Below are 21,885 nucleotides of genomic sequence, written 5' to 3'. Positions count from 1 at the left end.
CAACAAATGCCTAGAAACTTCTAGACGAGGTGTTGCAAGAAATAACTCTTGCACTGGCTTTTAAACACACTGTTGAGTTCTCAAGAAACGGACGCGAACACCGTCTGCACTAGCCCGGGGCGCTTCGTTCCGTTATGTCTTAATTCTCTCAGGCGCTTCAGTCCCTGTCAAATTGACTCGGACCGATTCACCTGCGGGAATTTCGACCGCCCCGTTTCCGGGGCAACCCCTCTAACTTACCAGCCCTTCAACCGATCCGCGAACCGATCTCCAGACCGCCGAGCCTGAGGGAGCCACCGCCACACGCGCAGCACCCACACCATCAAGAGGGAGAGAGTTGCGCCGCACGACGTCGGCTTAGAAAGATTAGCAGCGCTCCGGAGTGCTCATGACGACTTCAAACCATGAACTGGCCACGAAACGATCACGACACGCCAGCCGTACGCCTTGACTCGAAAAAGCGGGTATGTCACGAGAGTGATGGCTGTTCAGGCACTGCCCAGAGCATTGATCGTGCTGGTCGGCACTGCAGCGGCAGTGGTGACGCTCTTCGGCATGCGCGAGGTTTCGTCCATTCTGGGGCCGATCGTCCTGGCACTCGTGCTGGTCCTGGCCGTCTCCCCCGTGCGCAACTGGCTGCGCCGCCGCGGAGCGCCCATGTGGCTGCAGGTCGCGTTGCCGTTCCTGATCGTCGTCCTCGTCCTGCTGGCCATGGTCGCCATCCTCAGCCTGGCCGTCACACAGCTCGCCGTACTGCTGCCCGCCTACACCGACCAGTTCAACACGCTCGTCAAGGAGTCACAGCAGTTGCTCGCCCGCTTCGGCATCGGCAACGCCCAGCTCGACCAGGCGGTCAAGAGCCTCGACCCGGGCAAGCTCGTCGGCTTCGCCCAGGGGTTGCTGACCGGCGTGGTCGGGCTGTTGTCGAGCCTGTTCCTCATGGTCGTGCTTCTGCTGGCGATGTCGCTCGACGCTCCCGTCATGCAGCGCATCTTCGCCGCGGGAAGCCGCAGCAAGCCGCAGCTGGTCACCGCGCTCGCCACGTTCGCCAGCAAGACGCGGCGCTACCTGCTGGTCTCCACCGCCTTCGGACTGGTCTGCGCCGCGCTCGACGTGATAGCGCTGTACCTGCTGTCGGTGCCGATCCCGCTGCTGTGGGGCGTGCTAGCGCTCATCACGAACTACATCCCGAACATCGGCTTCATCATGGGGCTGATCCCCCCTGCCCTGCTGGCGCTGCTCGACGGCGGGGTCAAGCAGATGATCTTCGTGATCATCGCCTACGTCGCCATCAACGTCGTCATCCAGTCCTTCATTCAGCCCAAGTTCCTCGGCGACGCCGTCGGGCTCTCGACGACGATGACGTTGTTGTCGCTCATCATCTGGGCATTCGTTCTCGGGCCGCTCGGCGCGCTGCTCGCCATCCCGCTCAGCCTCCTCACCCGGGCCCTGCTCATCGACAGCGACCCGACGGCCCGGTGGGCGGCTGCCCTCATATCGGGGGACGAGCGGATTGTCAGTGAGCCTGGGTAGCGTGGTGAACCATGTACGTGGAGCACGCGCCGCCGCCCTCGCTCGCGCACCGGCTGGTGTGCGTGTGGGAGCAGGTGAGCGAGTCCTCCGGCGTGCATCTGGTGGTGCCCGACGGGTGCGTGGATGTGATCTGGGGGCCGCAGGGGCCGCATGTCGCCGGGCCCGACACGGGGCCGATGCCGACGGTGATGGTCCCGGGTGACCGGTACTTCGGGATCCGTTTCCTGCCGGGGGCCGTGGGCGGGGCGCTGGGGCTGCCGATCGACGAGCTGGTCGACCAGCGGGTGCCCCTGCGCGACCTGCCGACGATGAGTGAGCTGCCCACGATGAGTGAGCTGCCCACGATGAGCTACGTGGCGGCGGTGAGTGACCTGCCAGCGATCAACGACCTGGCCTTGGTCAGTGACCTGCCAGCGATCAGCGACATGGCGACGGTCAGCGACCTGGCGGCGATGAGGAGCGAGGCCGCGGTGAGAGACGTGTCCGCGGCGAACGACCCGACTGCGGGGAGGCGCCCGGCTGCGGGCAGGGGCCCGACTGCGGTGAGTGACCTGCCAGCGATGAGCGGCCTAACCGCGGGGAGGGGCTTGGTCGCCATGAAGGATCTGGGCGATGTGCCTGTGGCGGAGCGGCTGCCGCGCATCGCCGCGTTGCTCCTGGCCACTGCGCCGCCTGACCCGGCCGCGCCCTCGATCGCGTCGGCGCTGCGTGCCGGGCGTTCGGTGGCCCAGGTGGCGTGGGATCTGGGGTTCAGTGCCCGGCAGCTGCACCGTCGTGCCGTGGGGGCGTTCGGCTACTCGCCCAAGGTGTTGCAGCGGATCGTGCGGTTCCAGCGGGCGCTGCGGCTGGCTCGTGGCGGCACCCCGCTCGCCTTGGCCGCCGCCGAGAGCGGCTACGCCGACCAGGCTCACCTCGCGAACGACGTGAAGCGCCTGGCGGGGGTGCCGATGAGCCGCCTGCTGCACTGACCCGCTGACCGGCAGGGGCAGGAGCAGGGGCAGCGGCAGCGGCAGCGGCAGCGGCAGCGGCAGCGGCAGGGGGACGCCGGAAGCCCGCCGCCCAGGGCGACGCGACCACGCCGACGTGAGGCAGACGACCCGCGCGTGCGGGGCAGGCGGTCCGAGTGTGCAGGGGCGGGCGGCCCGCGCGGGCCGGGGCGGGAAGGAAGTGACGCGGCCACGCCAATGCAGGCAAGCGCCCCGAACGCACCAGCGTGGGCAGGCGAACGAGCCTGCCGACGCAAGGCGGGCGGCCGAGGGCGCACCCACCCACACCCAACGACCGCGGCTCTTACGGCAGGCGGCCGTAAGAGCGCAGGGTCTTGAGGCGATGCACCGTCAGGTATCCCGCCCACTCAGGCCCCACCACCGGGGTCCAGATCGGCCAGTTGGGCACCACTCCTCCGTCCCGCTCCAGCATCTCCTCCAGCGCGTCGAGATGCCGCTCGATCGTCTCCGGTTCGAAGAGCGGCAGGCGCGACGGCGCCGGCGCGAAGTCGAGCGGGAAGTGCGCATCCCCCGACGCCGCCGGGTCGAAGGTCACCGTGTCGAGGATCGCCCCCTTCAGCCGTGTGAACTCCGCCTCCGCCCGTTCCCGGTCGGGCACGAGTTCCAGGAACGGCACCATCGCCCTGGCCTCGTAGGGCGTGGTCTCCTTCACCTGTTCGATGCGCTCCCAGCAGAAGCGGGTCGCCTGCTCCAGCCACGGGTGGGTGATGCCGTGCTTGTGGAGCAGGCCGGCGAGTGAGGCGGTGGGGATGAGGTGGCCCGGCGGGTCGTCGTCGGTCTCCCACCAGGGTGCTCGCCGGGTGGACCGCACCGATGGCAGGACGAACGGCACGCCGCCGTCGGGGGTGGTGATGGAGGCCAGGTAGTCGCAGGCCGCGGGCACCATGGGGTCGTCGAAGGCGTCGAGCTCGTCGAGGATCCAGAAGGCGATCTCGACCGGTTCGGGCTGGCTGGCCGCGCCGCGCAGGTCGGGTTCGAGGGCGTTGCCGAATCCGCCGTCGGCATTCTGGTAGCACCGCAGCGTGTCGAGGACCCGCTGCCGGGGCCCTCCGCGGAAGAGCGCCTCGAAGCGGAGCCTGTCGATGAGGCGGGCTTGGTCGTGCAGGAACGTCTCGGCTTGAGCAACCAGGTCTCGCATGTCTTCGACCCTAGTGACGGGGCCGGGCGGGCTCTTGTAGAAATCGGTCACGGTGCCGCCAGCGCCTCGGTGGGTGACATGCGGGCGGCCCTGAGCGCGGGGTAGAAGCCGGCCAGCGCGCCGATGACGAGGGTGGCGACGACCCCGCCGGCCATGGCCCAGAACGGCACGATGGTCGGCCAGTCCTGGAGTGTGGAGTACAGCGAGGTGACGCCGATGCCGAGCATCACGCCGCCGAGGCCGCCCAGCAGTGACAGCAGCGCCGACTCGGTGAGGAACTGCAGGCGGATCTGGCCGCGTCCGGCTCCGAGTGAGCGGCGCAGGCCGATCTCCGCGCGGCGTTCGAGCACGGAGATGACCATGGTGTTGGCGACGCCGACCCCGCCGACGAGCAGGGCGACGCCGCCGAGGCCGAGGAGCAGGGCGTTGAGGGTGGCGTCGGTTGCCTGCTTGGCGGCCAGGACGTCGGAGGGGCGCGAGACCTCGACCTCGTTGGGCGCCTCGGGGTTGGCGGTGGCGGCCAGGACATCCCGTACGGCCTGCACGTGTGCTTCGGTGGCGCGGGAGTAGACCGTCGTGGCGTAGCCGTCGAAGCCGAGCCGTGAGACGGCGACCGGCCAGCCGACGAGGGCGGCCAGGTCGAGCTCCGGTGCGAGGGCGGCGGGGGCGAGCACCCCGACGACGGTGAACAGTTCGCCGCCGAGCCAGACGCGCTGGTCGGGTCCGGGTCGTTCGCCGCCGAGGCGGGCGGCGGCCTTGGCGCCGAGGACGACGGCGGGATGGTTGTGGGTGGCGGCGTTCAACCAGGTCCCGGCGGCCACCGTGACTCCTGTGTCGGCGGGCAGGTCGAGGCGGGCGGCGAGCACGGACACCGAGCCCGTCTGGCTGGCCGGGATGTGTTCGTTGCGATAGACCTTAACCGGGGTGACACCGACGGCGGTGACGGTGGTGACGGCGGGGATCTGGGCGATCATGCCTTCCGCTTCGAGCGGGAGGTGGGACGCGTCGCCGAACAGGCTCTGGCCGGGTGAGACCTTGAGCAGGTTGGTGCCCAGGGCGTCGAGGCGGCGGTTGAGCTCCTCCTGGCTGGAGGCGGAGATGCCGACGACGCCGAGCATGGCGGCGATGCCGATGGCGATGCCCAGGGCGGACAGGAACACGCGGATGGGGCGGGTGCGCAGCCCGGCGCCGCCGACCCGCGCCACGTCGCCCAGGCTGAGCCGCGCAGGGACGAGGCGAGAGGCAAGGGCAGGAGTGGGATCAGAGGTCATGCCGTCACCTCGCTGAGGATCCGGCCGTCGAGCATCTCGACGCGGCGCGGCAGCGACGAGGCGATGTCGCGGTCGTGGGTGATGACGACCACGGTCGTCCCGCCCTCGTTGAGTTCCCGCAGCAACGCCATCACCCCTGCCCCCGATCGGGAGTCGAGGTTGCCCGTCGGCTCGTCGGCCAGCAGCAGCGCCGGCTCCCCCACCACCGCCCTGGCGATGGCGACGCGTTGCCGTTCGCCGCCGGACAGCTGGTGGGGCCGGTGCCGGAGCCGGTGCTCGAGTCCCACCCGTTCGAGCGCCTCGGCCGCCCGTGCCCGCCTGGCGCGCAGCCGTACGCCGCTGTACAGCAGGCCGTCGGCCACGTTGTCGAGCACGGGAACCCCTGGCGCGAGGTGGAACGACTGGAACACGAACCCGATCAGCTGGGCGCGCAGCGCCGACAGTTCCCGGTCGGACAGGGCCGCGACGTCGTGGCCCGCGATGCGGACCGTGCCGCCGGTGGGCCGGTCGAGGGTGCCGATCATGTTGAGCATCGTGGACTTGCCCGACCCCGACGGCCCGACGATGGCGACGAGCTCGCCCGGCTCGACCGACAGGTGCACGCCGCGCAGCGCCTCGACCGGGCCGTAGATCTTGGTCACGTCGTGAAGGGAGACGATCACGAGGGCACCACCACGGTGGCGCCTTCCGGCACGCCGGTGACCTCGACCTTGCCGTCGGCGAACATGCCGGTCTCGACGGCCTGGTAGGCGAGGGCGCCGCCGTCGGTCACCTGCACGCCGTACCCGCCCTCGGCCAGGGCGACGAGGGCCCCGACGGGTACGGCGAGCACGTCCTCGCGTGTCGCGGCGACGATGGTGACCTCGACGGGCCCGGTGTCGAAGCCGGTCCTGCCGACCGAGAGGGTGAGCTCGACGGTGGTGGCGTCGTCCTTCTGGGTGGCGACCTTGCCGACGTCCTTCACGGTGCCGGAGACGGCGGATCCGTCGGGCAGTTCGACGGTGGCCTTCATGCCGCGCCGTACCAGGTGGCGGTCGGAGGCGTCGAGGGCGACGGAGACCTGCTTGGTGGTGGAGGTGGCGGTGAGCACGGGGCCTGCGGTGTGCGAGCCGAGCGCGGCCTCGAGCGAGGCGACGCGCAGGGGTCCTGGGGCGACGACGACGTCGCCCGGCTGGACGGTGCCGGTGACGGGCAGGCCGAGGTCGTCCTGCCACTGCTCGACCGCCTCGGCGGTGGCCCAGGTGTAGGAGGAGTCGGCGTCGAAGCCGGTGTAGCCGAGCTTGGCGAGGTTGGTCTCCAGGAGCTTGACGTCGTTGCCGGAGACGCCGTCGGCCAGGGTGCGGTAGAGCGGCAGCGTGCCGTACAGCAGGGGCACGCGGTCGGCGTCGACGCTGTAGACGGCCTTGCCGCGGGTGATGGTGGCGCCTTCGGCGGGCAGCCAGGTGATCGTGCCGCCGCCGGTGGTGGTGATGGTGACCGGCGAGCCGTACCCGAGGGTTCCTGGGACGGTCTTGGTGTCGGTGAGCGTGGTGCGCTCGACCGTGGCGGTCGCGGGCGGGGTCCTGGCGGGCGGCGCGGTGCCGGGTTCTCCGCCGAAGCCGAGCGAGGCGGCCGCGACGGCGGCGGCGAGCAGGGCGCCGCCGGCGCTCCACGCGAGCAGCCTGGCGCGGCTCACTTCCTGCCCCGCATCGACCCCAGCTCGTCGTTGCACGCTTCCAGGGCCTTGGCGACCTTGGGGTCGTCGGGCGAGATCTTGCCGATCTGCGCGGCGAAGCCGCCCGCGAGGTCGGGGTCGGGCATGTCGACACCGTTGTCGCGCATGCACGCGGCGAACGCGCGCATCTTCTCCAGATCCTCCGGCGCGAGTTCCTTGCGGTCGGCGAAGGGGGCGACATCGCGGCAGGCCTCGAGCGCCTTCACGAAGGCCGCGGAGTTGCGGTCGACCTTGCCCAGTCGGCCGGCCAGGCCCTGGTTGGGGTCGGGGTCCTCCATCGGCACCCCGTTGTCGCGCATGCACTGGGCGAACTCGCGCCCCTGCTCCAGCGGGTCGGCGGTGGCGGTGGCGGTCGGCGCGGCGGCCGTGGCGGTGGCACCGCTCACGGAGGCCACGCCGCCGGCCGCCTGGGAGGCGCCGCATCCGGCCATGAGGGACAGGACCGCCGCGAGGGTCAGGGCGGGAAGGATTCTTCTCATGTCCCCGACCGTGCACGGCCTGCCTCAAAGCGAGCTCGGAGCCGCCTCGACCACAGGTAGGAGTACACGGAAGCGGCTGCCCTCGCCGGGTTCGCTGTCGACGCCGACGGTGCCGCCGTGGGCGCGCGCGATGGCCGCGACGATGGCCAGGCCCAGCCCCGCTCCCCCGGCGGCGCGCGAGCGGCCGCGGCTGACGCGGTAGAGCCGCTCGAACAGGTGCGGCACGTGCTCGGGCGCGACACCCGGCCCGCTGTCGGCGACCTCCAGGACGGCGAATCCGCCCTCGTGCAGCACGCGCACCTCGACGGGGGCGTCGGTGTGGGTGAGCGCGTTGCCGACGAGGTTGGCGGCGATCTGGCGCAGCCGCAGCTCGTCGCCCGGCACGGTGACGGGCTGGAGCGGGCCGGTGAGTTTGACCGATCGCGCCGGGAGGCGGGCGCGGGCGTCGCGGACGGTGTCGGCGGCGATCTCCAGCAGGTCCACGGGCGCGCGGTCGAGCGGGCGTTCCTCGTCGAGCTGGGCGAGCGTGAGCAGGTCGTTGACGAGGACGCCCATGCGGGTGGCCTCGTCCTCGATGCGCCGCATCAGCTCGTCGGGCTCGCCGCCGCCGCGCCGGTGCAGCTCGGCGAAGCCGCGCACGGAGGTGAGGGGGGTGCGCAGCTCGTGGGAGGCGTCGGCGAGGAAGCGCCGCAGCCTGGCCTCCGACTCGGTGCGGGCGGCGATCTCCTCTTCGAGCCGGTCGAGCATCACGTTCATGGCGACGCCGAGCCGGCCGGGCTCGGTGCGCGGGTCGGCCTGGCGCATGCGGCGCCCGAAGTCGCCGTGGGCGATGCGGGTGGCGGTGCGTTCCATGCGCGTCAGCGGCAGCAGGCCGAGCCGTACGACGGTGGCGGCGACGAGCCCGAGCAGGAGCAGCACGGCCGCGGGGACGACCACGTTGATGACGATCAGCGACCGCTCGGTCTGCTCGACCTGCTTGAGCGACTGGGCGATGACCAGGGCTCCGCCGCCGTCGGGCAGGCGCACGGCGTGCACCCGCCACGACGGTCCGCCGCTGCCCGGCACGGTGTAGGGCTCGCCGAAGCGCAGCTCGCCGAGCTCGGGGCCCTGGCCTCCGGCCGACAGGACCGGCTGCAGGGTGCCGTCGGCGTTGTAGAGGTAGAAGCGCAGTTCGTCCCTGAGTCTCTCTCCGAGGACGTCGACGAGGTCGGCGGGCAGGTCCTTGCGCGACGACAACATCCGCGCCGCGGCGGACAGCGCCGGCGAGGCCTTCTCCAGCTTGCCGAACTGGGCGTCGACGCGCTTGACCAGCTCGCCGCGCAGCAGCGCGATGCCCACCGCGTTGGCCAGCAGGAACGCCAGGGTGGTGAGCCCGAGGACGATCAGCACGAGGCGGGTGCGCAGGCTCATGACGGCAGCCGCAGGGAGTAGCCGACGCCGCGCACGGTCTGGATCAGCGGCGGGTCGCCGATCTTCTTGCGCAGGTAGTAGATGTAGGACTCGACGATGCTGGAGTCGCCGTCGAAGTCGTAGCGCCAGACGCTGTCGAGGATCTGGGCCTTGCTGACCACCCGCCCGGCGTTGGTGAGCAGGTATTCCAGCAGGTTGAACTCCGTGGGCGACAGCTCGACGGGCGTGCCGCCCCGCCGTACCTCGTGTTTGTCGGCGTCCAGTTCCAGGTCGGCGTAGCGCAGCGGCTCGCCGCGGCCGTCGCCCGGCGCGCTGCGGCGCAGGATCGCCCGGATGCGCAGTACCAGTTCTTCGAGGCTGAACGGCTTGACCACGTAGTCGTCGGCGCCCAGCTTCAGCCCGCGCACCCGGTCGGCCACCGCGTCGCGGGCGGTCAGGAAGAGCACCGGGTAACGCTCCTCCAGGCGCCTGGCGACCTCGAAGCCGTCGAGGTCGTCCATCATCACGTCGAGCACGACCAGGTCGGGGACGAAGTCGCGGGCCGCGCTGAGCGCCTCGGCCCCCGAGCCTGCGGTCCGCACGTCGAACGACACCAGCCGCAGGGTCTCGGCCAGCAGGTCACGGATGTTCGGCTCGTCGTCGACGACAAGTACCTTCATGAGGCCAGCATGGTCATACGAAGTTCAAGACAGCATCAAAGCGCGCACATGAGGCGATGCCCGGCGGCGATGGCGGAGCCCGCGTGGCTGGAGTTGAGCTGCACGACGACCACCCGCCGCCGGTCGGGCGTGACCAGGGCGATCCCGCTGTAGCCGAGCAGCATGCCGGAGTGGCTGCGCACCTCGATCCCGCAGGACAGTTTCTCGGTGAAGATGCCGTAGTCGAGCGGCGGCAGCGCGCGGTAGAAGGCCGCGACGTCGGCGACGGTCGAGACGAGGCCGCCGGCGCTGAAGTACAGCGAGGCGCTGGCGTCGGTGGTCCCGTCGGATCCGTCGAGGTGGGTGCCGTGCGCGAGCCGGTCGGGCAGCAGCGCGACGGGGAGTTCGGTGTCGGGCAGACCGAACTGCGCGATCTGTTCCCTGTACGGCTTGCGCGCGAGCTTCTCCAGGATCATCCCGAGCAGGAGGTAGTTGGTGTTGGAGTAGGCGAACGCTCCCCCGGGCCTGCCCGGTTCGCCCGCGAAGGCGAGGAGTTGCTCCGGTGTCCACTCCTTGAGGTGGTTGCCGCCGGTCGACATGGTGCGGACGAACTCGGTGGAGCGCATGTAGTCGGCGATGCCGCTGGTGTGCCTGGCCAGGTCGCCGACGGTGGCGGTGGAGGTGGTGACGCCGGGCAGCAGCCGGTCGACGCGGTCGGAGAGGCTCAGCTGTCCTGCCCGGATCCGCTCCGCGAGAAGGGTCGCGGTGAAGGTCTTGGTGATGCTGGCGATGCGGAACCGGTGGTCGGTCCGCATGGGCACGCCCGGCTCGGCCTGCCCGGCCGCGGCCTGCCAGACCCGGCCGCCCTCGGCGACGTAGACGACGGCGCCCGGCGAGCCGGCCGTCACCAGGGCTTGGGCCTCGGCCTCGACGGGCACCTGCTTGACGGGGGAACAGCCGGTGAGCAGAAGCACGAGCAGGAACCGGCGTAAGCGCATGCCTCCCAGATATCACGTTGCGCCGAGACGGAGCGTTCCGTATTGTCTCTCGCATGACAGCACTCACCTGCGCCTGCTTCATCCGCATCCGCCACGGCCGGGCTCTGGCCCGCTAGGCGGACACCCCCGATCCGTCTGGCGTGCCCAGGGCCCTTCGAGACCTTTCTCTCTCGAAGCGACCCGGAAGGGCATCAGCTGTGGCGCAGTCATTCGCATTCGGCAACTATTCGCACACCCAGAAGAAGGCCACGCGCTCACCGCAAGGCCGCACGCCTCGCGACCGGGCCAGGCGTGAACTCTCGCAGAACTTCCTCAACGACCGGCAGGCGATCAAGCAGATCGTCAAGATCGCCGACCCGCACGGCCTCGTCCTGGAACCGGGACCCGGCGAGGGCGCCCTCACCAGGGAGCTCGCCAGGCGGGCCGAGGTGATCGCCTACGAGCTCGACCCGCTGCTGGCGGCCAAGCTCAGGGCCAGGGGCACCGGAGCCACCGTGGTCAAGGGCGACTTCACCTCCGCCAAGGCGCCCGACCGGCCGTTCTCGGTCGTCGGCAACATCCCGTTCTCGGTCACCTCGAAGATCGTGGACTGGTGCCTGCACGCCGGGCACCTGACGAGCGCGACGCTCGTCACCCAGCTCGAATACGCGCGCAAACGTGCCGGCGACTACGGACGCTGGAGCCTGGTGACCGTGGCCTCGTGGCCATGGTTCACCTGGGAGCTGGCCGGTCGCATCGACAGGGAGAGTTTCCGCCCCGTGCCATCGGTCGACTCCGGGATCCTGCGCATCGACAGGCGGCCCGAGCCGCTCGCCGATGACCGCGGGGCCTACCTGGAGCTGGTCGAGCGCGGCTTCCAGGGGGTGGGAGGCTCGCTCTACGCCTCACTGGGCAGGCCGAGGCACGCCTTCCAGGAGGCGGGCATATCCCACGACACCGTCGTGGGATACGTGCATCCCGATCAGTGGGTCACGTTGTTCCGCTCAATGCGGGGCTGACGCCGGGAGCCTGGACGGGCCGCTGCGACTGCGGGTCGCGGCGGCCCCACGGCATCGCCATCACCAGCAGCGGCAGGATCACGATCGAGAAGCGCGACCAGTCGCGATGGGCGTACCACCAGGGGTCGACGGCGAGCTGCGTCATGTAGAGGTAGCCGTAGGCCGACCAGGCCGACACCGCCAGGATCGCCGGCCAGGCGAAGCGCGTGGGCCGGGCGATGAGGAAGGGCATGAACCACATCAGGTACTGCGCGCCCAGGCGGGGCGTGACGACCATGAAGATCAGCAGGATGGCGATCGTCATGTCGATCGGGTCGGCCTTGCGCCACAGGTAGATGACCACGAGCACGCTGGCGTAGATCAGGTAGGTGCCGAGCTGGGCCGCCCACGGGATCAGCGCCCAGTCTCCACCGGTGATCCACGGGGTCCAGCCCCACTCGCCGACGATCGGGCGGATGTTCTTGATCTCGCGGATGACCTCCGGGATCTGGTGGAACGCCGTGCCCGCGAAGATCGGCAGGGTGACCAGGAAGAAGACCGGGACCGCTCCGGTGAACAGGAGCGAGACGATCCGCGCGCGCATGGTCGGCAGGAGCAGCAGCATGCCGGGGATCAGCCAGATCGGCCAGCTCTTGGCGCACAACGCCAGGCCCATCAGCAGGCCCGCCAGCATGCCGCGCTTCAGCGTGGCGCGGTCGTCGGGAAGCGGGCGCAGCGAGCGCTTCACCCAGGCCCAGGCCCGGTTGGGCGCCTCGGCCGCGCCGTACAGCCGCACCCGGTCCATGACCGGCAGGGTGAAGCCGGTGCGCTCGGGGCTGCCGGGGCCGCGTGCCACGACGAAGGCGGCCACGCCGAAGGCCAGCGCCACCGGCTCGACCTGGCCGTGGTGTGCGGCGACGAGTAGTGCCAGCGGGTTGAGCGCGTACTGCAGCGCCCGCAGGTTGGCCCTGGCGCCGCCGGCGAGCTTGGCGACCAGCGGGATGAGCGCGATGTCGGCGACCACGGTCACCAGGCGCCCGGCGTACTCCCAGGGCAGGCCCAGCCACAGCAGGATCCCGTACATGTAGGGGATCGTCGGCAGGAAGTGCCAGCCGCCCTCGCTGCCCAGCACCGGGTCTTCGCGGTTGAGCACCGCCTCACCGGCCGGCCTGAAGCTCTCCTCGTAGTCGACCGGCTGGAAGGCGTCGTCGGCGGAGGCGAAGTAGATGACCGCGCGCACCGCGACGCCGAGGAGGACGGCGACGGTGAGAGAGGGCCGCCAGTCACGCCACTGGGCGATGAGGGCGACGGCGACTCCGACGAGCAGGACCAGGCCTGTGAGCACTGCGTGTTCCATGGTGGCCACTAGCCTGCCGTACCCACGGATGAGCTCGCCACCGGACCGCCCAATCCCATATCGCTACAAATCCCCAGGTCAATGTGCATATAACGCGGCAGAATCGGGTGACACAACTCACAGGAAACTCTTCGGGAAAGCGCTCCGCGGCGCCGGATCCCGACCTCCGGCGCCGCGGACCGCTTGTCAGAAGCCCGCGGTGATGCGGGTGAACTCCCACTCGGGCTGCGAGATGCCGCTGCAGTTGGAGGTCACGCCGCCGCCGGGGCAGGGCCTGTCACGGTTGACGGCCCAGTAGGCCAGCCGGGTCAGGCCCTTCGACTTGGCCCAGTCGCGGATCTGGGTCCAGGTCGCGGTGCTGGTCATCTCCTGCTGGTCGGACAGGCCGTTCATGCCCGAGATGCCCATGCGGGCGTAGGCCTGCGCGTCGGTGTAGCCGTAGGCCGACTTCAGCGCGTTCTTCAGGCCCTCGGAGGCGTTGACGGTGTCCTGGTAGATGTTGGAGCTGCCGAAGTCGAACGGCATGATCGTGAAGTTGTCGATCGGCACGGCGAGCGCCTTGGCCTGGTTGATCAGGCGGATGCCGTGACTGTTGGGCCCGGTGCGGGTGGTGCCGAAGGTGACGACCACCTTCACGTTCGGGTTGTTCTGCTTGACGATCTTCAGCGCGTTCAGGATGCGGTCCTGGACGGTGTAGTTCTCGAACTCGTCGGTGTTCTCGATGTCGAAGTCCACGACCGCGGGTCCGACCGCGTTGATGACCTGCTGTACGGCACCGGCGAACGCCGCCGGGGTGGAGCAGTTCGGGCCCAGCTTGTTGCCCTGCCACCCGCCGAAGGAGATCTGGACGTTGCCGCCCTTGGACTTGATCGTGTTGATCGCCTGCTGGTCGGCGCCGCCGGTGAGCGGGCGGTTGCCGTCCCAGGCCGGGGTGCAGCCGCCGCTCGACAGGATGAAGGCCATGGTGAAGGACTTCACGCCGGTGGCGTCCATGACGGTGCCCGGGTTGGGCGGGTTGCCCCAGCCCATGTAGAGGTAGGGCGCGCCCGCCATCTTGGTGGGGTTGGGGTTGGTCGGGCAGCCGGTGGTGGTGCCCGTGACGTCACGGCCCGCCGACTCGCCCACGTTGTTGTAGGCCTTGACCGTGTAGGTGTGCGTGGTGCAGGTGCCCAGGCCGGAGATGGTGGCGCTGGTGCCGGTGCCCGTGCTCCTGACAGTGCTGCCCTCGTAGACGCGGTAGCCGGTGACGGTGCCGCTGGAGGCGCCCCAGCCCAGGGTGAGGGAGCTGTTGGTCGCGCCGGTCACGTTCGCCGCGCCCGGCTGGCCGGGCACGCCGGGCTGGGGGTTGCCGCCGCCCGGCTTCCACAGGGCCGGGACGTTCGGCGGCTCCCAGCCGGGCAGCGAGGTGTGACCCTGGATCGCCGTGTAGTCGACGCCGTTGTAGGTGACCACCGCGCCGACGGCGTAGGCGGTGTAGGGGGCCCAGGCCGCGGCGGCGACCGCCGCGGTGGGAGCGAGGAGCACGACCGGCGCACTCGTGGCGAAGAGTGCCGCCACCGTCGCCACTATGACGCGGAGTTTCATGGCATTCCTTGGAGGTGGGGCTTGACGGTCTTGGAGAAGTTCCAGTTGTGGCTGGCGTCCCAGTTGATCGACCAGGTCATCGCACCGCGGATGTCCGGGTAGGCGCGGGGCGGGACGAACGAGCCGCAGCTGTTGCGGGTGGCCAGGCAGGTGAGCGCCTGGTTGACCAGGCTGGGCGCGACGACTCCGCCGCCGGCCGCGCCGGGTCCGGCGGGCAGGCCCAGGGAGACCTGGTCGGGGCGCAGGCCGTTCTCCAGCTGGATGCAGGCCAGGGCGGTCATGAAGTTGACCGTCCCCTGCGAGTAGGCGAAGGACTGGTCGCAGCCGAGCATCGAGCCGGAGTTGTAGTACTGCATGTGGACGACGGTGAGGATGTCCTTGATCGCCAGGGCGAGCTTGAAGTACTCCATCCCGGTCGACTGCATGTCGATGGTCTGCGGGGCCATCGTGATGATCAGGCCCGCTCCCACGCGCCCGCGCAGGTCGCGCAGCGCCTGGGCCATGTAGGTGGCGTTGAGCCCGTTCTCCAGGTCGATGTCGACGCCGTCGAATCCGTAGCTCTGCATGAGGCCGTGCACGCTGGAGGCGAAGGCGCTCGCCGCGGAGGAGGAGGCGACCTGGACCCGGCCCGTCTCGCCGCCGACGCTCAGGATGACCTTCTTGCCGCGCTGCTTGAGCGCCGCGATGTCGGCCTTGAACTGGGCCTCGGTGTAGCCGCCCACCGCGGTGGCGAGCGCGCTGTCCAGGGAGAAGACGACCTGACCCGGGGTGGCGGTGGCCTCGCCGAAGGCGACGGCGATCAGGTCGTACTCGTTCGGGACCTGCGACAGCTTCAGCTCGGTCGCCGGGTTGACGAAGTTGTGCCAGTAGCCGGTGAGGAAGTGCTTGGGCAGCCCGCCGCCGGGGTTGCAGCCGGTGGTGGTCGCCGAGCCGTCCCGGCCCGGTCCCTCGCCGTTGGCGTTGTAGCCCTTGACCGTGTAGGTGTGCGGCTCGCAGGTGCCCAGGCCGGAGATGGTGGCACTGGTCCCGGTGACAGTCGTCTTGAGCGTCGAGCCCTCGTAGACCCGGTAACCGGTCACCGTCCCGGACGAGGCGCCCCACGACAGCGAGATCGAGGTGTTCGTCGCCGTCGCGGTCACGGTGCCGGGCTGGCCGGGCAGGTTGACGCAGCCGGTGGTGGAGCCGGACGCGTCACGTCCCGCGGACTCGCCCGAGCTGTTGTAGGCCTTGATCGTGTAGGTGTGCGACTGGCAGGCGGCCAGGCCGGAGATGGTGGCGCTGGTCCCGGTCACGGTCGTCTTGAGCGTCGAGCCCTCGTAGACCCGGTAACCGGTCACCGTCCCGGACGAGGCGCCCCACGACAGCGAGATCGAGGTGTTGGTCGCCGTCACGGTGACCGCGCCGGGCTGGCCGGGCGTCGGGGTGGAGGTGCCTCCGGCCTTCCACAGGGCGGGGACGTTCGGCGGTTCCCAGCCGGGCAGGGAGGTGTGCCCCTGGATGGCGGTGTAGTCGGTGCCGTTGTAGGTGACCACCGCGCCCACGGCGTAGGCGGTGTACGGGGCCCAGGCCGCGGCGGCGACCGCGGCGGGGGATGCGATGAGCTGGACTGGGGCGGAGGTCAGGCAGAGCGCGGCAAGGGTCGCCGCTATGACCCGGAATTTCATGAATGCTCCAGGGGTGGCCGTACGGCTCGCGTGGGGGGTGTAAGGCTGCCGCGAGCCGTACGGAATCAGGGGGTGCCGGAGGCTTGCTGGAACTGTCAAGACAAGTAAGGCAACAGCGCGCCTCATGATCGCTCCCACGACAGGGAGACGTCGGGGTGTTCCTCATCCCGTGCCGGGAGGAAATGGCGCTGTGGAGACGGTTTCCGCAGCTCTATCGGGGCCATCGCGGGGGTGATCGCGACATCTGGAGTCCCAATTCATGATTTCTTTTAGGAAAGTTTCCTAAGAGTTGTGGCGATCGTAGCCCTGACAAACGACCCTCACAAGGCCCAAATCCCTGCTTCTGCACAGGGTCCTCACACGGCACCGACAGCCACGCCATATCGCCGTGTTTGGATGCGAGCCGTGACTGGATTAGAGAGGCACCTGATGGGTTGCGGAACCCTCGCCGGTGGTGCGGTGGCGTTGACCGTGATCACCTGGATCGCCGACGTGCGGCTCATCAACCGGGCGCTGATCTCCTGCGTGGGCGACCTGAGCGGGGGCGAGAGCTTCGCGATGTTCGGCCTGGCCATCCTGCGGGCCGGAGACTTCGCCGCGATCTGCTCGACGGCGTGCCTGGTCGCCTGGGCCGTGCACTGGCTGTGCCGGCCGCACGTCGGCGACCCGCTGTTGTGGACGCTCCTCGCCCTGGTGGTGCTGGCTGGACCGGCGACGCTCATCGTGCAGGGAGTCGCCGAGCACGGCATCGTCGACGGCTGCGCCGCGCCGTCATGGTGGCCGTCGTGGTTTCCCACTTGAGTATGGCCTGCTCATGACGGACCCCGCCGGGCACGCGCATGCTCGGGGACATGACCGCTTTCAGCAGACGTGACGTGCTCCACGCGGGTGCCGCGCTGGGCACGGCGATCGGGCTCGACTGGGCCGGGATCACCGCTCCGACCGGCCGGACCCCGTCCGGCTGGGTCGCCAGGCACAACCTCACCTCCGCGCAGTACCAGGCCGAGTGGGACCGGCTGGCCGCCCTCGGCTACCGGCCCACCCACGTGAGCGGCTACGCCGCGGGCGGCCAGGCCAGATATGCGGGCATCTGGGAGAAGGCGCCGGGTCCGCCCCTCGTCGCCCGCCATGGGCTGACCGCGGAGCAGTACCAGGCCGAGTTCACGCGGGTCACCGGGCAGGGCTACCGCCTGGCCCAGGTGAGCGGCTACGACGTCGGCGGCCGGCCGTACTTCGCGGCCATCTGGGAGCGCACCGGCGGCCCTGCGTGGGTGGCGCGCCACAACCTCACCTCGGCGCAGTATCAGGCGGAGTTCACCCGCCTCACCGGCCAGGGTTACCGGCTGACCTGCGTCGACGGCTACCAGTCCGGCGGCCAGGCGTTGTTCGCGGCCGTCTGGGAGCAGGGCGGCGGCCCGCCGTGGGTGGCCAGGCACAACCTCACCTCCGCGCAGTACCAGGCCGAGTTCACCCGCCTGACCGGCCAGGGCTACCGGCCCGTGCACGTCAGCGGCTACACCGTGAACGGCACCGACCTGTACGCCGCGATCTGGGCGCAGGGCGCCGGACCGCGCTGGTCGGCCAGGCACGGCCTGGACTCGGCCGCCTACCAGGCCGCCTTCGACGACCACCAGCGCCGCGGCTACCGGCCGCTGCTGGTCAGCGGCTACGGCTCGCCGCGCTTCGCCGCGGTCTGGGTGCACCAGACGCCCGCCGCGGGCGACTTCGCCGCCGTCGACACGGTCGTCAACCGTCACCTCACCGGTTCGGGGGTCGCGGGCATCTCGCTGGCGGTGGCCCGCCGCGGCCGGCTCGTCCTGGCCAAGGGGTACGGCCTGGCCAGGCGGGACACCGGCGAGCGCGTGACGCCCCGTCACCTGATGCGCGTCGCGAGCGTCTCCAAGCCGATCACCGCGGTGGCCGTCATGCGGCTCGTCGAGGCCGGGAGGCTGACGCTCGATCAGCGGGTCTTCGGCCAGGGCGCGCTGCTCGGCACCCGCTTCGGCACCAAGCCCTACACCGCGAACCTGCGGGCGATCACCGTGCGGCACCTGCTCCAGCACACCTCGGGAGGCTGGCCCAACGACGGCGACGACCCGATGTTCAAGAACCCGGCGATGACCCACGCGCAGCTGATCACCTGGACCCTCGACAACCAGCCCCAGAAGCACGCGCCGGGCGCCAGGCACCTGTACTCCAACTTCGGCTACTGCCTGCTCGGGCGCATCATCGAGACGGTAAGCGGGATGGGCTACGCCGAATACGTGCGCCGCAACGTGCTGGCGCCGAGCGGGATCACCAACATGCACCTGGCGGGCGACACCCTGGCGCAGCGGCGCTCCGACGAGGTGATCTACTACGGGACCGATCCGTACTCCATCCCCGCCCGGCGCATGGACTCCCACGGCGGCTGGCTCGCCTCGCCGACCGACGTCCTGCGTTTCGCCGTACGGGTGGACGGGTTCGGGGCCGTGCCCGACCTGCTGCGCTCCGACACGACGCGGGTGATGACGACGCCGCCGTCGGTGTTCGACGGCTACGCCTGCGGGTGGGCGGTCAACAAGGCGGACACGTGGTGGCACACCGGGCGGCTCACGCCGAACGGGACCGAGGCGGTGCTGGTGCGCACGGCCGGGGAGTTCTGCTGGATGGCGGTGGCGAACGGCAACCGGGTGGATCTGGACGCGATGATGTGGGAGGTCCACCGGGCGGTCGCGACCTGGCCGTCGCACGACCTGTTCTAGCCCAGGACCAGCGGGAGCCTTCGGGCGAGCTCTCCCAGCCGCGCCCTCTCGGCGTCGGACGGTGCCCGCCGTCCGGTGCCGGTCAGCAGCGCGTCGGTGTCGGAGAACGACGCGGGGAAGCTCGCCCCGGCGATTCCCTCCAGCATCGTGCGGGAGCGGGCCAGGCTCGCGGCGGGCGGGCCGGGCGCGTGCGGCAGGTGCGCGACCAGGTCGAGGTGGTGCAGCGTCCATTCCAGGACGTAGGCCGACAGGTAGTCGCCGGCGGTGAGCACCTGGTCGCGGGTGCCGACGCGCATGCCGGGGTCGGCCAGGCCGGCGGCGCGTCCCGCGGCGGAGCCGACGTCGTCGAGGTGGAACTTGAGCAGGCGCGGCTCCTGGTAGGCGGCCGCGAGCCGTACGGTCAGGGCGTCGAGGTCGTCGTCGCCGGTCGGCGGGGTGCGGGAGACCTCCCAGTAGGTGAGCGCGTCGCGGGTCGGCTCGCCCTCGGCCGGGGTGGCCAGGGTGATCAGGACGTCCTGGGCGTCGATGACCAGGTGGCAGGCCAGGTCGCGCACCAGCCAGCCGGCGCAGCCGGACGGGCGGGCGAAGTCGTCGTCGGGCAGGCCGGCGACCGCCGCGCGCAGCGCGGCCCACGAGGTTGAGAAGAGTGTCATCGCGGTCTACTCCAGCGAGGTGTCTCCGAGCGATTCCAGCAGGTCGCGCAGGGCGCCCGCGAGGTCGTCCCGTTCCTGCCCGCCCAGCGCCCGCAGGATGCGCGCCTCGTTGGCGACGTGCAGGGGGACGAGTCGCTCGATGAGGGTCCAGCCCTGGTCGGTGAGCTTGACGCGGACGGAGCGGCGGTCGGCGTCGTCGCGGATGCGCTCGACCAGTCCTCTGGAGGCCAGCCGGTCGATGCGGTTGGTGATCGCGCCCGAGGTGACCATGGCGGCCTTGTTGAGCGCGCCTGCCGTCAGTTCGTACGGCGGGCCGGAGCGCCGCAGCGTGGCCAGGACGTCGAACTCCCAGCGTTCGAGGCCGTGGCCGGCGAAGAAGTCCTTCAGCTCCTTGTCCAGCATCAGGGACAGGCGGGTGATGCGGCCGATGACGCCCATCGGCCAGACGTCGATGTCGGGACGTTCCCGTTTCCACTGCGCCAGCACCTCGTCCACGGCGTCCGCCATCGGCACTCCTCTCAACGATAACTATCTCAACGTTCACCTACTTGACGTTGAGGCATCTTTGGGTAATTATCTTAACATTGAGATTATGAATGGAGAGGCAAACGATGTCCACTCTCGTAACACGGTGGCGCAGTGTCGCCCTCACCGCCCTGACGCCCATCGCCTGGGGCTCCACCTACGCCGTGACCACCGAGTTCCTCCCGCCCGACCGCCCCCTGTTCACGGCGCTGATGCGGGCGCTGCCCGCGGGCCTGTTGCTGCTGGCCGTCTCCCGGGTCCTGCCGCGCGGGATGTGGATCTGGCGCTCCGCGGTGCTCGGCGTGCTCAACATCGGCGCCTTCTTCCCCCTGCTGTTCCTGGCGGCCTACCGCCTGCCCGGCGGGGTGGCCGCGGTGCTGGGCGCGGTCGGCCCGCTGTTCGCCCTCGGATTGGCCGCGCTCCTGCTGGGCGAGCGGCCCACCTGGCAGAAGGTGCTGGCCGGGATGGCGGGCGTGCTGGGCGTGGGTCTGGTGGTGCTGCGATCCGACGCGGCGCTCGACGGCGTGGGAATCGCCGCGGGCCTGGCCGGGGCCGCCTCCATGACGGCGGGCACCGTGCTGGCCAAGCGCTGGGGCAGGCCCGACGGGGTGGGCCCGCTGGCCCTGGCCGGATGGCAACTGGCCGCCGGCGGCCTGCTGCTCGTGCCCCTCGCCCTCCTCGCCGAGGGCGCTCCGCCCGCGCTGGACGGCTCCGCCGTCATCGGCTACCTCTACCTCGGCGTCATCGGCACCGCGCTCGCCTACTGGAACTGGTTCCGCGGCATCTCGCGCCTGCCCGCCACCTCCGTCTCCTTCCTGGCCCTGCTCAGCCCGGTCTCCGCGACCGTCATCGGCTGGGCCGCCCTCGGCCAGGACCTCACCCCGCTCCAGGTGCTGGGCATGGCCATCGCCCTCGGCGGCACCCTGCTCGGACAGGGCCCCGCCCGCACCCGCATCGACCTCGCCCCGCCCGCGCTCCCCCGCCGGGAACGCGCCGGCGCCGCACTCTGAAGGAGGACAGGACCATGACCCTCGTCCACGAAGAACGGGTGACGATCAAGCACTGGCTGTCGGTGCTGGCCGTGGCGGTCGGCACGTTCCTGGTGGTGACGGCCGAGCAGCTGCCCGTCGGACTGCTCACCTCCATCGGCGGCGACCTCGGCGTCTCCGAGGGCACGGCGGGCCTCATGGTCACCGTGCCCGGCCTCGTCGCCTCCGTCAGCGCCCTCCTGGTCCCGGTCGCGATCGGGCGCCTGGACCGCCGCGTCGTGCTGCTGGGGCTCGTCACCCTGATGGTGGCGGCCAACCTGCTGTCGTTCCTGGCCCAGGGCTTCCCCATGCTGCTGGTGGCGCGCTTCCTCGTCGGGATCAGCATCGGCGGCTTCTAGGCCCTGGCGGCGGGCATCGCCGTACGGCTCGTGCCAGGCTCGCACGTCGGCCGGGCCACCTCGATCGCCTTCGGCGGCGCCACCGCCGCCAACGTGTTCGGCGTCCCCGCCGGGACCTTCGTCGGCGGGCTCACCGACTGGCGCGTCGCCTTCCTGATCCTGGCCGGGCTCGGCCTGGTCGCCCTCGCCTCCCTGTTCGTGCTGCTGCCGCCGATCCCGGCCGCCGAACGGCTCAGGATGGGCGCGCTGTTCGGGATGTTCGGCGACCGCCTCGTCCGCGCGGCGGTGCTGACCACCTTCCTGCTCGTCAGCGGGCACATGACGGCCTACACCTTCGTCAGCCCGATCCTGCAGGAGCACGCCGGGGTGGACGCCGCGCTGATCGGGCCGATGCTGCTGGCGTTCGGCGTCGCGGGTGTCCTGGGCACCTTCCTCGCCGGGGGCACGGCCGCGCGCAACGCGCAGGCGACGATCATCGCCGGCAGCCTGCTGCTCGGCGGGGTGCTGGCGCTCTTCCCGCTCGTGGGCACCGTGCCCGCCACCGGGATCGTCCTGTTGCTGCTGTGGGGCCTGGCGTTCGGCGGGGTGCCGGTCGGGGTCCAGATGCTGATCTTCAAGGCCGCGCCCGACCGCACCGAGGCCGCGACGGTGCTCAACACGGTGGTGTTCAACCTGGCCATCGCGCTGGGCGCGCTGGTGGGCGGCCTGATCGTCGACTCCGCCGACGTCACGGTGGCCTTGTGGGTCGCCGCGGCGCTCGCGGCGCTGACCGTGGTGCCGGTGTGGAGCACCCGCGAGCGCTAGCG

General features: G+C 70.7%; 19 protein-coding genes and 1 pseudogene. 7 read left to right on the top strand and 13 right to left on the bottom strand.

All coding sequences use genetic code 11. The annotated features are described in order from the left end of the window. Positions 1–480 precede the first annotated feature (480 nt). On the top strand, positions 481–1,533 hold the full coding sequence (locus ACIBH1_RS20220; RefSeq protein WP_397315320.1) for an AI-2E family transporter: 1,053 nt from the start codon (positions 481–483) through the stop codon (positions 1,531–1,533). Between the two features lie 11 nt (positions 1,534–1,544). Further along, positions 1,545–2,501 (top strand): DUF6597 domain-containing transcriptional factor, encoded by a 957-nt coding sequence (locus ACIBH1_RS20215; RefSeq protein WP_397315319.1) that lies wholly within the window; start codon positions 1,545–1,547, stop codon positions 2,499–2,501. Positions 2,502–2,823: 322 nt separating this feature from the next. Here ACIBH1_RS20215 and ACIBH1_RS20210 read toward each other — a convergent pair whose 3' ends face one another. The 8 genes from ACIBH1_RS20210 to ACIBH1_RS20175 are packed head-to-tail and all read right to left on the bottom strand — an operon-like array spanning position 2,824 to position 10,188. Next, positions 2,824–3,678 carry a hypothetical protein gene (locus tag ACIBH1_RS20210; protein ID WP_397315318.1) on the bottom strand — a complete coding sequence of 285 codons (855 nt, stop codon included), beginning with the start codon at positions 3,676–3,678 and terminating at the stop codon, positions 2,824–2,826. A 47-nt stretch (positions 3,679–3,725) separates the two neighbouring features. Continuing rightward, entirely contained in the window at positions 3,726–4,949 is a 1,224-nt protein-coding gene (locus ACIBH1_RS20205) for an ABC transporter permease (RefSeq protein ID WP_397315317.1), read from the bottom strand. Beyond that, positions 4,946–5,608 carry an ABC transporter ATP-binding protein gene (locus tag ACIBH1_RS20200; RefSeq protein WP_397315342.1) on the bottom strand — a complete coding sequence of 221 codons (663 nt, stop codon included), beginning with the start codon at positions 5,606–5,608 and terminating at the stop codon, positions 4,946–4,948. Before ACIBH1_RS20200 ends, ACIBH1_RS20205 begins: the two co-directional genes overlap by 4 nt. Beyond that, the gene (locus ACIBH1_RS20195; RefSeq protein WP_397315316.1) at positions 5,608–6,624 is read right to left on the bottom strand and encodes a peptidoglycan-binding protein; all 1,017 of its coding nucleotides are present in this window, start codon (positions 6,622–6,624) and stop codon (positions 5,608–5,610) included. Before ACIBH1_RS20195 ends, ACIBH1_RS20200 begins: the two co-directional genes overlap by 1 nt. Then, the gene (locus ACIBH1_RS20190; RefSeq protein ID WP_397315315.1) at positions 6,621–7,142 is read right to left on the bottom strand and encodes a hypothetical protein; all 522 of its coding nucleotides are present in this window, start codon (positions 7,140–7,142) and stop codon (positions 6,621–6,623) included. The genes ACIBH1_RS20195 and ACIBH1_RS20190 overlap by 4 nt, the downstream gene beginning before the upstream one ends. Before the next feature lie 24 nt (positions 7,143–7,166). Then, positions 7,167–8,552, bottom strand: coding sequence for an ATP-binding protein (locus tag ACIBH1_RS20185; protein ID WP_397315313.1), 1,386 nt, complete (start codon positions 8,550–8,552; stop codon positions 7,167–7,169). Then, positions 8,549–9,211, bottom strand: a complete 663-nt coding sequence (locus tag ACIBH1_RS20180) for a response regulator transcription factor (protein WP_397315312.1) — start codon at positions 9,209–9,211, stop codon at positions 8,549–8,551. The genes ACIBH1_RS20185 and ACIBH1_RS20180 overlap by 4 nt, the downstream gene beginning before the upstream one ends. A 35-nt stretch (positions 9,212–9,246) precedes the next feature. Continuing rightward, complete coding sequence (locus ACIBH1_RS20175) at positions 9,247–10,188, bottom strand: serine hydrolase domain-containing protein (protein ID WP_397315311.1); 942 nt, start codon at positions 10,186–10,188, stop codon at positions 9,247–9,249. 329 nt (positions 10,189–10,517) lie between these two features. Here ACIBH1_RS20175 and erm point away from each other — a divergent pair, with 329 nt between their 5' ends. Next, positions 10,518–11,186: a 23S ribosomal RNA methyltransferase Erm gene (erm, locus tag ACIBH1_RS20170; protein WP_397315341.1), complete on the top strand. Its 669-nt coding sequence runs from the start codon at positions 10,518–10,520 to the stop codon at positions 11,184–11,186. Here the strand turns inward: erm and ACIBH1_RS20165 are convergent. The 3 genes from ACIBH1_RS20165 to ACIBH1_RS20155 form a co-directional block, all read right to left on the bottom strand. After that, positions 11,158–12,522, bottom strand: coding sequence for a hypothetical protein (locus tag ACIBH1_RS20165; protein WP_397315310.1), 1,365 nt, complete (start codon positions 12,520–12,522; stop codon positions 11,158–11,160). The two genes, erm and ACIBH1_RS20165, sit on opposite strands and share 29 nt — an antisense overlap. 186 nt (positions 12,523–12,708) lie before the next feature. Further along, positions 12,709–14,106: a carbohydrate-binding protein gene (locus tag ACIBH1_RS20160; RefSeq protein ID WP_397315309.1), complete on the bottom strand. Its 1,398-nt coding sequence runs from the start codon at positions 14,104–14,106 to the stop codon at positions 12,709–12,711. Continuing rightward, positions 14,103–15,770 (bottom strand): fibronectin type III domain-containing protein, encoded by a 1,668-nt coding sequence (locus ACIBH1_RS20155; RefSeq protein ID WP_397315308.1) that lies wholly within the window; start codon positions 15,768–15,770, stop codon positions 14,103–14,105. Before ACIBH1_RS20155 ends, ACIBH1_RS20160 begins: the two co-directional genes overlap by 4 nt. A gap of 405 nt (positions 15,771–16,175) precedes the next feature. On the opposite strand from ACIBH1_RS20155, the gene ACIBH1_RS20150 reads away from it, so the two are divergent. After that, positions 16,176–16,571: a hypothetical protein gene (locus ACIBH1_RS20150; RefSeq protein WP_397315307.1), complete on the top strand. Its 396-nt coding sequence runs from the start codon at positions 16,176–16,178 to the stop codon at positions 16,569–16,571. A 50-nt stretch (positions 16,572–16,621) separates the two neighbouring features. Continuing rightward, positions 16,622–18,514 carry a serine hydrolase gene (locus ACIBH1_RS20145; RefSeq protein ID WP_397315306.1) on the top strand — a complete coding sequence of 631 codons (1,893 nt, stop codon included), beginning with the start codon at positions 16,622–16,624 and terminating at the stop codon, positions 18,512–18,514. On the opposite strand, the gene ACIBH1_RS20140 is transcribed toward ACIBH1_RS20145, so the two are convergent. Both ACIBH1_RS20140 and ACIBH1_RS20135 read right to left on the bottom strand, forming a co-directional pair. Next, a complete protein-coding gene (locus ACIBH1_RS20140; RefSeq protein ID WP_397315305.1) occupies positions 18,511–19,167 on the bottom strand; it encodes a maleylpyruvate isomerase N-terminal domain-containing protein in 657 nt (218 codons plus the stop codon). The two genes, ACIBH1_RS20145 and ACIBH1_RS20140, sit on opposite strands and share 4 nt — an antisense overlap. Before the next feature lie 6 nt (positions 19,168–19,173). Then, a complete protein-coding gene (locus ACIBH1_RS20135; protein ID WP_397315304.1) occupies positions 19,174–19,674 on the bottom strand; it encodes a MarR family winged helix-turn-helix transcriptional regulator in 501 nt (166 codons plus the stop codon). A 104-nt stretch (positions 19,675–19,778) separates the two neighbouring features. Here ACIBH1_RS20135 and ACIBH1_RS20130 point away from each other — a divergent pair, with 104 nt between their 5' ends. After that, complete coding sequence (locus ACIBH1_RS20130) at positions 19,779–20,702, top strand: EamA family transporter (RefSeq protein ID WP_397315303.1); 924 nt, start codon at positions 19,779–19,781, stop codon at positions 20,700–20,702. Between the two features lie 14 nt (positions 20,703–20,716). Further along, positions 20,717–21,883 (top strand): annotated as a pseudogene (locus ACIBH1_RS20125) (MFS transporter). The last annotated feature ends 2 nt before the right edge of the window (positions 21,884–21,885 follow it).

Origin of the sequence: Nonomuraea sp. NPDC050663 (assembly GCF_044456985.1) — a bacterium.
Taxonomy (GTDB): Bacteria; Actinomycetota; Actinomycetes; order Streptosporangiales; family Streptosporangiaceae; genus Nonomuraea.
Note: the sequence above shows the minus strand (reverse complement) of the source record. Positions and strands in the feature narration are given on the sequence as shown.

Excerpts from the sequence above, each read along its gene's own strand:
- ACIBH1_RS20220 (WP_397315320.1), top strand. The coding sequence starts at position 481 with ATGGCTGTTCAGGCACTGCCCAGAGCATTGATCGTGCTGGTCGGCACT.
- ACIBH1_RS20215 (WP_397315319.1), top strand. The coding sequence starts at position 1,545 with ATGTACGTGGAGCACGCGCCGCCGCCCTCGCTCGCGCACCGGCTGGTG.
- ACIBH1_RS20210 (WP_397315318.1), bottom strand. The coding sequence starts at position 3,678 with ATGCGAGACCTGGTTGCTCAAGCCGAGACGTTCCTGCACGACCAAGCC.
- ACIBH1_RS20205 (WP_397315317.1), bottom strand. The coding sequence starts at position 4,949 with ATGACCTCTGATCCCACTCCTGCCCTTGCCTCTCGCCTCGTCCCTGCG.
- ACIBH1_RS20190 (WP_397315315.1), bottom strand. The coding sequence starts at position 7,142 with ATGAGAAGAATCCTTCCCGCCCTGACCCTCGCGGCGGTCCTGTCCCTC.
- ACIBH1_RS20185 (WP_397315313.1), bottom strand. The coding sequence starts at position 8,552 with ATGAGCCTGCGCACCCGCCTCGTGCTGATCGTCCTCGGGCTCACCACC.
- ACIBH1_RS20180 (WP_397315312.1), bottom strand. The coding sequence starts at position 9,211 with ATGAAGGTACTTGTCGTCGACGACGAGCCGAACATCCGTGACCTGCTG.
- ACIBH1_RS20175 (WP_397315311.1), bottom strand. The coding sequence starts at position 10,188 with ATGCGCTTACGCCGGTTCCTGCTCGTGCTTCTGCTCACCGGCTGTTCC.
- ACIBH1_RS20165 (WP_397315310.1), bottom strand. The coding sequence starts at position 12,522 with ATGGAACACGCAGTGCTCACAGGCCTGGTCCTGCTCGTCGGAGTCGCC.
- ACIBH1_RS20160 (WP_397315309.1), bottom strand. The coding sequence starts at position 14,106 with ATGAAACTCCGCGTCATAGTGGCGACGGTGGCGGCACTCTTCGCCACG.
- ACIBH1_RS20155 (WP_397315308.1), bottom strand. The coding sequence starts at position 15,770 with ATGAAATTCCGGGTCATAGCGGCGACCCTTGCCGCGCTCTGCCTGACC.
- ACIBH1_RS20145 (WP_397315306.1), top strand. The coding sequence starts at position 16,622 with ATGACCGCTTTCAGCAGACGTGACGTGCTCCACGCGGGTGCCGCGCTG.
- ACIBH1_RS20140 (WP_397315305.1), bottom strand. The coding sequence starts at position 19,167 with ATGACACTCTTCTCAACCTCGTGGGCCGCGCTGCGCGCGGCGGTCGCC.
- ACIBH1_RS20135 (WP_397315304.1), bottom strand. The coding sequence starts at position 19,674 with ATGGCGGACGCCGTGGACGAGGTGCTGGCGCAGTGGAAACGGGAACGT.
- ACIBH1_RS20130 (WP_397315303.1), top strand. The coding sequence starts at position 19,779 with ATGTCCACTCTCGTAACACGGTGGCGCAGTGTCGCCCTCACCGCCCTG.